The sequence below is a fragment of the Senegalia sp. (in: firmicutes) genome, from assembly GCF_052088025.1.
GTDB lineage: Bacteria > Bacillota > Clostridia > Tissierellales > SIT17 > Anaeromonas.
Map to the genome: position 1 here is coordinate 1 of NZ_JBQCYD010000060.1, position 11,527 is coordinate 11,527.

Sequence of the window (11,527 nt, forward strand, 5' to 3'; positions counted from 1 at the left end):
TATCAGAAATAGAATTTATTATGTTTAGGTTGACCTATTTATATACTAGCACTAACTACTTAAATAGATATACCCTATATAATTAATTTTAATTAAAAAACTTAGCCAAAGCTAACTATTTACTTCTTTATTATATCTTTATTATATGATAAAATTGATAAGATAGAAAAACTTGAACATATGATTTAAAGGAAGTGAAATAATGAAAAATAAAGCAGTTGTTCTTGGAGCAAATTATTATATCGGACTTAGTATTATAAGATGCTTAGGAGTAAAAGGTGTCAAAGTAACTGCAATTGACTATTCTAAAGATGAAACCTATGGCTTTCATTCTAAATATTTAAATGAAAAGCTAATAGGCCCTCATTACAAAAAAGATCCTGACAAACTAGTAAAATTTTTAATAAATTATTCTAAAAAGCAAGATAAAAAGCCTGTATTATTTCCTAGTGCTGACCCTTATGTAGAATTTATAGATAAATATTTGTATGAATTAAAAGAGTATTATCTTATACCACAAAATGAAAAGGGACTTTATACAGATGTTATGAACAAAGAATCTCTACATAGATTAGCAGAAAAGCATGGTATAAACGTACCTGAAACTATACGTCCTAATGAGGATAATTATATAGAAAAGGTAGAGGAAATCATCAAGTATCCATGCATTGTAAAACCTGTAGATTCACCTTCATTTGTAAGTATATTTAGAAAAAAACTTTTTAAAGTATATAATAGAAAAGAGCTCTTAGACTCAGTAAAAAAAGCAACAGATGAAAATTTAGAAGTGATAATACAAAGAATAATACCAGGGTTCGATGATCATATGTATACTTTTGATGCTCATGTAAACCAAAATAATAAGGTTACTCACTGGGTAACTTGTAGGAAACTTAGACAGTATCCTATAAACTTTGGTGCTTCAGTTTACACTGAACAAAAATATACCCCAGAATTATATGATATTGGTGCTGAATTTCTAGAAGATATAGGTTTCAAAGGTTTTTCTGAAATTGAATTTAAAAAGGATTCTAAAACTCATAAGTATTATTTAATAGAAATAAACGCAAGAACGACAAACTTAAATAGCCTTTTATATAAATGTGGTATTAATATGCCATATATAGCTTATAGAGATTTAATAGGTGAGCCTTTGGAGCCTAAATCTATAAAATATGATACTAATTTAACCTTTTGGTATGCATATGAAGACTTACTTGCAGTGAAAGATTATATTAAAACTAAACAATTAAAACCTTTAAAAATTTTAAAGTCTTATTTTAGACCAAAAGCACATGCAATATGGGATATAAGAGATCCAAATCCAATGCTATCATTTATAAGTTCAAAATTTAAAAATACAATAAAAAAATTACTATAATATAGGAGATGAATACAAATGACTAAATTAAACGAACTACTTAAATCTATTGATATTATTGAATCTTGGAATGAAAAAGATATTGATATTTCAGGGATTTCGTATCATTCAAAGAAAGTTGAAAAAGACCATATATTTGTTTGCATAAAAGGATATAAAACTGATGGTCATAAATATATAATGAGTGCCATTAATAATGGAGCTGTAGCATTAATTGTAGAAGATTTCCAAGAGGGCTGGAAGATACCACAGTATAAAGTAAATAATAGTAGAATTGCTTTAGCACACCTAAGTAGTTGCTACTATAATAATCCTTCAAACCATATGAAAATGATAGGCATAACAGCTACTAACGGAAAAACTACTACTTCATTTATGGTAGACAAAATACTTGCTGACAATAAATATAGTACAGGACTTATTGGAACTGTTGTAAGTAAATTTTCTAATGTATCAATACCTTCAATACTTACAACTCCTGAATCATTAAATTTGCAAAATTATTTTTATCAAATGAAGAATAAAAATATTTCCCATGTGACAATGGAAGTATCTTCTTCTTCCTTGGAACTAAGTAGAGTTGCAGATGTGGATTTTGATATTGTGGCATTTAACAATATCAGTCGTGAGCATATTGATCTTCATGGTTCATTTGAAGATTATTTTAGAGTTAAGTCAAGTCTCATTAGAAATGCCAAAGAGTCTGCTTGGGCAGTAATTAATATCGATTCACTTATACTTAAAGAGCTAATAAGTGAAACCAAAGCTAATATTTTAACCTTTGGTGTTGAAAATAATGATGGTGATTTATCTTGTGAGGATTTAGATTTATCTACAGGAAGAGCTGTTTTTTATGTATCTATAAACAAACCTTTGAATTTAGGAAATACAAAATATAAACAAAGAAGATTTAAAATAAATCTTTCTGTACCAGGATATCATTCTGTATATAATTCTATGAGTGCTATTGCTATTGCTCTTTTAGCTGGTGTTCCGATAAATAATATTCAAAAAAGCCTTGAAAATTTCATTGGAGTTGAAAGACGATTCCAATTTATATTTGAAGATAACTTTAAAATTATAGATGATCATTTTGCAAATATAGGGAATATCAATGTCACTCTTGCTACACTTAATAAGATGGTTTATAAAGATTTACATTTGATATACGCAATAAGAGGAAGTAGGGGAAAGATAGTTAACAAAGAAAATGCTTTAGCTATAGTAGAATGGTCTCATAAATTAGGTTTTAAAAAAATAATAGCAACTACAAGTGATTCTCATGTTACTGACAAAGATAAAGTGATTCAAGAAGAATTAGATATATTTATGAATATTATGGATGAAAATAATATTGAAGTAGATTTATATAATGAATTACCTGATGCAATTAATGAAGGGATTTCAAGAGCAAAAGATAGTGATGTAGTACTTCTTGCAGGGTGTCAAGGAATGGATTATGGTGCTCACATTGCACTTAAAATTATGCATCTTCTAAGACCAGATATAGATGAAGATTTATTATATGCACCTTTAAAAGATAGAGTAGCTGGTTCATTAGAATTAGGAAGCATTGAATAAAGGAGTTTTATAAATGAATGATAAAGTTATAGGTATATTAGGAGGAATGGGGCCAGAAGCTACTGCTGATTTGTTTTTAAAAATTATAAAATCAACAAAAGTAAACTCAGATCAAGATCATTATAGGATAATTATTGATAATAATCCTAAAATACCTGATAGAACTAAATATATATTAGGATTGGAAGAAAATCCACTACCTGCTATAATAGAAACAGGTAAGAACCTAGAAAAAGCTGGTGTAGATATAGCATGTATACCTTGCATTACATCACATTATTTTATAGAAGAAGTACAAAAAAATTTAGAGATACCAATTTTAAACTCATTAGCACAAACAAATAAATATATCGAAAAAAATTATACTAATACTACAAAAATTGGAATACTTGCAACTACTGGAACTATCAATACAAAGTTATTTGAAAAATATATTAAAAATGTAAATATAATTTATCCAGATAAAAATACCCAAAATAATAATGTAATGGAAGCTATATATAGTGAAAAAGGTATAAAAAATGGAAATACAAATGGATATCCACTTAATTTATTAATAGAAGCTAGTAATAAACTTATACGAAATGGTGCTGAGATTATAATTTCTGGATGTACAGAAATAGCATTAGTTTTAAAACAATGTCATATTTCTGTACCATTATTAGACCCAATGAAAATAGTAGCAGAAGCAATAACAAGGAGCTGACATAAGTTTATGTCAGCTCCTTGTTATTGTCTACTTTTTCAAATATTCCTCTATTATATTTTTGACCTTTGGAACTACAAAATGGCTTCCACCTCTACCTTCTACTCCTTCTATCATCATAGAAATTACAAGCTTAGGCTCATCTACATTCATAGCTACAAACCAACCATTTTCTTTTCCTTTTTCATCCTTAGATGACTTTAATTCAGCTGTACCAGTTTTTCCAGCTAATTTTATACCATTTATTTTTGCTTCCTTGCCAGTTCCATTTTCATCTTCTATTACATTGGTTAAACTATCTAGCAATATATCCTTGTTTTGATCAGATATAATATCTTCCTTCCAAATCTCTGACTTAATAGTTTCATCAATTTCTAATGTTGGCTTCATAATATCTCCATTGTTTACAAGTGAACTATATATAAGAGACAGATGAAGTGGACTTACAAGAACTTGTCCTTGACCATAGCCTGTATTTGCAAGTAATACTTCACTATCTATTTGATTTTTATTGGCTATTTGTGATTTTTCTATAGGATAAGATACAGGTAGTTCTTCATTAAATCCAAACTTTTTACTAGAGTCAAGAAAGTCTTGTGCTCCAATTTTAATTGCAGCCATTGCAAAATATATATTATCTGAATAGACAAATGCATCATTTAAATCTACATTTGATAATTTTTGACTAACTCTATTTACCTTATAATCTCCCCAAGATTTATCCTTCTGCCAACTCTTACCATTTATACTTATTTTTTCAGATGGATCTATACTACCTTCATCTAAAGCTATAGCTGCTGTTACAAGTTTAAATGTAGAACCTGGAGAATATACATCATTAAATCTATTTTGAAGTCTATCTATATTTTCTTCATCAAATTTTTGAGCTTCAGAATCAGATAGATACGTGCTAAATATATTTGAATCAAATGAAGGTGAACTTACCATAGCAAGAACTTCGCCTGATTTTGGATCGATTGCAGAAGATGCTCCTACTTCACCATCCATCTCTTCATATATTTTTTCTTGCAAACTACTGTCAATAGCTAACTTTAAATCTTCACCATCTTCTGGTCTGGTTTTAGCTATGATTATTTTATCTATTTCTTCACCATCAGATATTTTTGAAATATAAATTTCTTTACCATCATTTGCACGAAGAGTTTTTTCATATACGGTTTCTAAACCTAGTTTTCCAATTACACTTCTATTATTATAGAAATTTTCCTCATCTTTTTCTAATTCTTCTTTTGTTATAGGTCTAATGTAACCTATTAAAGCACCAAAAGCTTCACCACCTGGATATATTCTTTCATTTATCTCTTGATATTTGACACCTTCTATTTCTAATAACTCTGATAATATAGTATTATCAACTGAAATTTTAACAATAGGTACAAAATATTCAGGATTAGTGTTTTTTTCTAATGCTGTTTTTATCCTCTCTTCATCTATATCTAATATTTGTGACATTTTACTTATATTATTTTGCTTTTGATTTTCAAATAACTTTGGGTATATTCCTATATTATATCTTGTCCCATTTATAGCAAGACCATTTCCAAATTTATCATAAATTTCTCCTCTTTTTGCATCTAAAGTATCTACTCTTACCTTATCTTCTTTACTCATTTGAGGAAATATCAAGCTTTCATCCCATTCTACAAGCCATATATATTCATCATCTATTTTTTCTTTAACCATTTTAGCTTCATAAGCTTCTATTTCTACTTTTCCTGCTAAAGTGTTCATAGATATATCAAACTTTATTTCTTCACTATCTTCATCATTTTCATTCACTGATATATTTATATCTTTTGCGCCAATTCCATCATAAATATTCTTATATCTATCTATAAAATCTTCTTTTGATATATATTTTTTTGAATCCTTAGATAATATTTCATACATAGCTTCATAATCTTTATCTTCCCATTTAACCTCATAAGTATTAAAGGCTTCACTAGCTGTTTGTTTATCGCAAGCTGTAAATACTAATATAGTAATTAATATCAAACTTATTAATAATAATTTCACTTTAATTCTTTTCACTAAATTACCTCCTTAAAAAATTGATATGCAAAAAGGTAACCTAAAATTTAGGTCACCTTTAAATAATGTCATTTAGCTAACTGGTTCAGTATACATAATAGACCTTTGTTGTGGTGTCAATACCTTTTGATGAGCAAGTAAACCATTGAAAAATCTTATTAAATCATTTTGTATAATCTTATTTGATAAATCTATTTCTTTATCTATATTTTCATTAGTAACTACAAGTGATGGGTTTTCTATCACTCTATCACTTTCAAATGAATACAATTTAGAGTCTGATACTGAATAATAATGCTTTTCATTTAACCACGATCCATCAGGAAATACTACATTATTTTCCTTTGCACTCATCATATCTTGACCTATTTGATATGGATTAAATATGCCTAACATATTTGATATTGTAGGTAAGGCATCTACCATACCCATAGGTGCATCAATTGTTTGACTAAACTTTTGATCTTTTGACCAAATTATAAATGGAGTTTTTGTAAGTTCTTTTTTAAATGTACCATTTATAGCAACATATTCTGGATCTTCTTTTGTATAATATTCTCCACTTTCTTTATCATAATTAAAAGCCTTACTGTAGTCTGAATTTGATATCTTTGCAAGATGATCTCCATATAAAACTATCACTGCATTATCTAATAATCCTTCCTTATCCATTCCCTCTACAAAAGATTTCAAGGCTGTATCTGCATAATGATACGATTTTAGATAATTTCCAATATCAGTTCCTTCTAAATGACCTACATTAAACTCTGGGTACTTTTCTACATCATCAAAAGGATAATGATTAGATAAGGTTATAAGTGTTGATAATACTGGTTTTTGTTCTTCTTCTTTAATTTGTTTAATCTTTTGTATTGACTGATTAAAGAATGAAACATCACTTAAACCAAGTCCAATTTCTTCATCTATATTATAATCATCCTTAGAGAAGAATCTGTCATAACCTAAATTTTCATGCATTATATTTCTATTCCAAAAGTCACCATTATTCCCATGCATACTCATAGTATAATAACCCTTATCTTTTAAAAGCTTTTCCATAGATACATAATCTCTATCTGCATGAGTCATAAATACTGTACCATTATTTATAGGTAAAAGTGAGGTATTAAATGTAAATTCTGAATCACTACTAGTACCTACGGAATGTTGAGTATAAAAATTCTCGAAATTAAGTCCTTCACTAGCCATTTTATTTAAAAATGGAGTTACAGGACCATCTTCAAATTCTTGATCCATAGCAAAACTTTCAGCACTTTCATAATGTATTACATATACATCCTTACCTTCAAATATATTTGTATATTCATTTTCCTTTTTTATATTTATATTTTTTTCAACTAAATCTTCTAATAAAATAGTAGCTTCTTCATCTTTCATTTCAGGTACACTACTTGAAGCAATATTCTTCACAAAATCAGCAGTTGTATATGAATATATCCCTAATTGTTCAACTAAATATGGTCTATTCCATTGTTTTACTATACGAGATTTGTCAGTGTTAGTTAATGTAGTAAATACAAATGTTAAAATCACTAAACCTATTACTACAGGTGGTAGGAATTCTAATCTGCTTCTATTTTGTTCTGCTCTTACAAAGAAGTCCTTTGTTTTTAATTTCTTTATAGCTACAATCAATACTATTGTAGGAATAAAAAATAACAATACCTTTAAATCTAAAGTTTTTACAACACTATCTGCTACACCTTTAACTTGACTAAGTTGCTTGAGTAAAGAAAAAGATAAAAACGAACTATAATGTTTATAATAAATATAATTCATTCCATTTAACATACCAAAAAATACTGATAAAGTTACATATAAGTAATTTCTACGTCTATATGATAAAAAGAGTGCTAATAAACTTATAAATATAATCATCGGTATTGTAGTTAGAATAGGTTTCCAATAAGATATTCCTCCTACAGTCATTTTTCTTAATAAGATATCATTAAAAATTGCTCCTAATATTAAAACTATAAATATTATATTCTTTTTAAATCCACCTAATATTTTATTTTTAAAACTCATATTATCCCCTCTTCATCTTATATCTTTTAATTTCAAATTCAATTTTGCTATAAAAGTATTTTATATCATAATCAATTAAATATCAATTTTCATACTTATTAATAGTATTAAAGTAATATAACAAGAATTCTTATTTTTTTGTTTTGATAAAATTAATTAATATACATATACTTATATTATATCACATATCATGACTTATAACACAGTAAATTAGCCAATATATAATATTTTAAATTCATTAAAATTATTTATTGTTGTTTTTGTATTTGAAATTATTTGAATATTTACAAGCTATGTTACATCAATATTTCAAAAAAATGGATTTTCAAGCTATTTCTTTGTTATATTACATTTTTATTAAAGTTTATTCGAATTATTCTCATATAATTTTGGGAATATTGATTTATCTAATTTATAGTTAAATCCTACCACTATACTTGCAAGTATTCCTACTATCCCAAGTGTAATAAAGGCAGCTTCATATGAAAATTTATCAATTAAATATCCCATCACCACTCTACCAACTGTTCCACCTATAAAATATCCTATATTTCTATAACTACTTATCCTTCCCCTGTGACTTGCCGGTACACGTCTACTTATATAAGGTGCTGAACCAAGCATGTTTACTATCTCTCCTATGGTAAAAGCAAACATCATTATATAAAAAACCATATAAATATTGGTATCTTTGATAATTAAATAGCTAAGGGGATATAAGGATATTCCTATTATTATTTTTGGTAATTCATTTAACTTTCTAAACAAATAAGTGATTATAGGTGTAAAGGCTATAACTACAAAGCCATTAAAACTTGATATAAGTCCAAAGTATTTAGCGCCCTTATCTAAAAATATATCCTCCATATATAAGGGTAGGACAAAGGACCATTGATCATATATAAAAGAAGCAAATATAAATATTATCAATTGTATTAATATTGACTTTCTTTGTTTTAAAATATCCCATGAAGATATATTTACATCAGTACTTACCTCATATTCATTTTCTTCTTCTTGTGTATCATCTACCTTTATATTTTTTATAAATATAATTATCAGTATAGTAGATAAAAGAGTTGTAAATCCATCAATTATAAATGCTAAATTTAAATAATTTTCAAATAACAACCCTCCAATACTTGCTCCAAACATAAAGCCTAAATTATGTCCTAAATATGATAAGGAGTATACCTTTTCTCTTTCCTTTGGCTTAGTAACATCTGCTATAAGTGCTTCAAATGCTGGATATTCCATATTGGCAAACAATCCTGCTATTACAAAAAACACAAGCATAGTTGTTCCAGGCTCTACAAGTCCTGCTAAAACAAAAAATACTACAGTTATCAAATCAAATATAACTATTATTTTTTTCCTATTAAATTTATCTGCTAATTTCCCTCCTATTATAGTAGCAGGTAAAAACAATCCTCCTATAGCAACAGAAAGCCATGCTATAGTAGATGCAGAATAACCTATCTTTCTACTGAGTATTAGAGTTAATAATGGCCAAATAAAGCCACCCATATTGGTTATTATCCTTGCAAAAAACAAAACATATGCTGACCTTGAGAGACCTTTGTATTGAGAAAATATGTTTAACATTGATTTACGCTCCTTAAAATTAACTTTTATATAAAATAAAAAATCATACTATTTATAGTATAATATAAATAGTATGATTTTGCTCTTATTTTTTCTAAATTAAGCCTTTTTCTTTAAGGAAATCCCTTGATACTTTTTCCATATCTTCTTTTGCTGCAAAAGTATAAGTATTATTAAATCCTAATGTTTCTAGCTACCTTATATTCTTTTACTATTTATTGTCTTTGATGAATTAGCTGTAAGTTTATTTATAGTATCCATTTCTTCACTTGTTAAATAACGCCATTTACCCAAAGCTATATTATCTAAATTCACATTCATTATTCTTATTCTCTTAAGTTCAAGCACCTCATATCCTAAGTATGATGTCATTCTTCTAATTTGTCTGTTGAGTCCTTGGGTCAATATTATTCTAAATTTATATTTATTTATCTTTTCTACAAAACATTTTTTTGTAACAGTATCTAATATAGGAATTCCACTAGCCATCTTCCTTATAAATTCATCTGTAATAGCCTTATCTACAGTAACTATATATTCTTTTTCATGATTATTGCCTGCACGAAGAATTTTATTTACTATATCTCCATCATTTGTTAGAAATATCAAGCCTTCTGAATCTTTATCAAGCCTACCTATAGGAAATATCCTCTTTGGATAATTCATAAACTTTACTATATTTCCTTTTATATGAGATTCAGTAGTACAGGTTATACCACGGGGTTTATTTAATGCAATATAAACTGGCTTTTCTTTTGACCTTAAAGGTTTACCATCAACCTTTATATCATCATCTTCTCTTACTTGAGATCCTATCTCAGCCCTCTTACCATTTATAGTTACTCTCCCTGCAACTATTAGTTTATCTGCTTCACGTCTAGAGCATAGTCCTGTTTCCCTTATAAATTTATTGATTCTCTTTGTATTATTTGTATCCATTAGTTTGATAACTCCTTTTATTCTTTATATATATAATATCATATTTATAGTTTATTTTTAATATTGCATTTACTTATTATGTTATAATTATATTAATATTAATTACACAAATAAATTATAGCAAAAGGATGAGGATATGGAAAAAAAGAGTAATATAAATTTTGTAGTAATCCTTCTTATATCACTAATTGCAACTGGAGTTATTGGATATACATTGTTATTAGACCTTAATTTTATAGATGCTTTATATATGACTGTTATAACAATATCTACTGTGGGATATGCAGAAGTTGCAGAAATGGATACAGAAGCTAAATTATTTTCTATAATTTTAATATTTATAAGTCTAGGTACTGTAGGTTATTTATTTAGTGCTATAGTATCTTCATTCTTAGAAGGAGATATTAAAAAAGCTTGGAGGAGGAGAAAAATGGAATCAAATATAATCAAATTAACAAACCACTATATAATATGTGGTGCAGGTGAAACAGGACAAAATGCTATTAAACAGTTTAAAGCAAGCAATGTTGCATTTGTTGTAATAGATAAGGATGAAAATAAAATAAATGAACTAATAGAAGATAAGGTATTTGCAATACGAGGAGATGCTACTCAAGAACAAACTCTTGAAAAAGCTAGAATAATACACGCTAAGGGACTTATATCTTCACTTTCTTCTGATGCAGAAAATGTATATACTGTATTGACAGCTAGACAAATGAATGATGGATTATATATAGTTTCTCGTGCAATTAATAAGCATGCAGATGAAAAATTAAAAAAGGCAGGGGCAAATAATACCATATCTCCAAATGAGATAGGTGGAACTAGAATGGCTTCTTTGATGCTTAGACCAACAGTTATTTCATTTTTAGATATAATAACAAGAGCTGGTGAAGTTATACTAGACTTAGAAGATGTGGTTATATCTAAAAACTCCACACTCATAAACTCAACCCTAATAGAGGCTAAGATACCTGAAAAAACTGGCTTAATAGTGCTTGCCATTAAGACAAAAGATGATGAGAAGTTGGCTTTTAATCCTAATTCAACTTATATATTAAAGGAGGGAGATTCAATGATAGTTTTAGGAAGGGAAGAACAAGTGAATGATTTAAGAAAGATAGCAAATGATGTAGGAGAAAGGCATTTTAATATATAAAGCAATCTGGTAATATGTCAAGAGATAATTTCTAAGTAAAAGAAAAGAAACG

8 protein-coding genes are annotated in these 11,527 nt (G+C 27.6%); 4 read left to right on the forward strand and 4 right to left on the reverse strand.

Going from position 1 to position 11,527, the window contains the following annotated elements; genetic code table 11:
- Positions 1-202: 202 nt before the first annotated feature.
- From ACTHUW_RS11645 to ACTHUW_RS11655, 3 genes are read left to right on the forward strand one after another with little or no spacing between them, the layout of a single operon-like run.
- Positions 203-1,381 carry a carboxylate--amine ligase gene (locus ACTHUW_RS11645; protein ID WP_442197444.1) on the forward strand — a complete coding sequence of 393 codons (1,179 nt, stop codon included), beginning with the start codon at positions 203-205 and terminating at the stop codon, positions 1,379-1,381.
- Positions 1,382-1,399: 18 nt separating this feature from the next.
- A complete protein-coding gene (locus ACTHUW_RS11650; RefSeq protein ID WP_442213362.1) occupies positions 1,400-2,962 on the forward strand; it encodes a Mur ligase family protein in 1,563 nt (520 codons plus the stop codon).
- A 13-nt stretch (positions 2,963-2,975) separates the two neighbouring features.
- Positions 2,976-3,668: an aspartate/glutamate racemase family protein gene (locus tag ACTHUW_RS11655; RefSeq protein ID WP_442197442.1), complete on the forward strand. Its 693-nt coding sequence runs from the start codon at positions 2,976-2,978 to the stop codon at positions 3,666-3,668.
- Positions 3,669-3,698: 30 nt separating this feature from the next.
- On the opposite strand, the gene ACTHUW_RS11660 is transcribed toward ACTHUW_RS11655, so the two are convergent.
- The 4 genes from ACTHUW_RS11660 to rluF all read right to left on the reverse strand — a co-directional run bounded on the left by ACTHUW_RS11660 (position 3,699) and on the right by rluF (position 10,313).
- Complete coding sequence (locus tag ACTHUW_RS11660; protein WP_442199596.1) at positions 3,699-5,720, reverse strand: penicillin-binding transpeptidase domain-containing protein; 2,022 nt, start codon at positions 5,718-5,720, stop codon at positions 3,699-3,701.
- A gap of 72 nt (positions 5,721-5,792) precedes the next feature.
- Positions 5,793-7,769 (reverse strand): LTA synthase family protein, encoded by a 1,977-nt coding sequence (locus ACTHUW_RS11665; protein WP_442197440.1) that lies wholly within the window; start codon positions 7,767-7,769, stop codon positions 5,793-5,795.
- Between the two features lie 357 nt (positions 7,770-8,126).
- Entirely contained in the window at positions 8,127-9,374 is a 1,248-nt protein-coding gene (locus tag ACTHUW_RS11670) for an MFS transporter (RefSeq protein WP_442199597.1), read from the reverse strand.
- Between the two features lie 198 nt (positions 9,375-9,572).
- Complete coding sequence (rluF, locus tag ACTHUW_RS11675) at positions 9,573-10,313, reverse strand: 23S rRNA pseudouridine(2604) synthase RluF (RefSeq protein ID WP_442197438.1); 741 nt, start codon at positions 10,311-10,313, stop codon at positions 9,573-9,575.
- 136 nt (positions 10,314-10,449) lie between these two features.
- Here rluF and ACTHUW_RS11680 point away from each other — a divergent pair, with 136 nt between their 5' ends.
- On the forward strand, positions 10,450-11,475 hold the full coding sequence (locus ACTHUW_RS11680) for a potassium channel family protein (RefSeq protein WP_442197437.1): 1,026 nt from the start codon (positions 10,450-10,452) through the stop codon (positions 11,473-11,475).
- Positions 11,476-11,527: the final 52 nt, after the last annotated feature.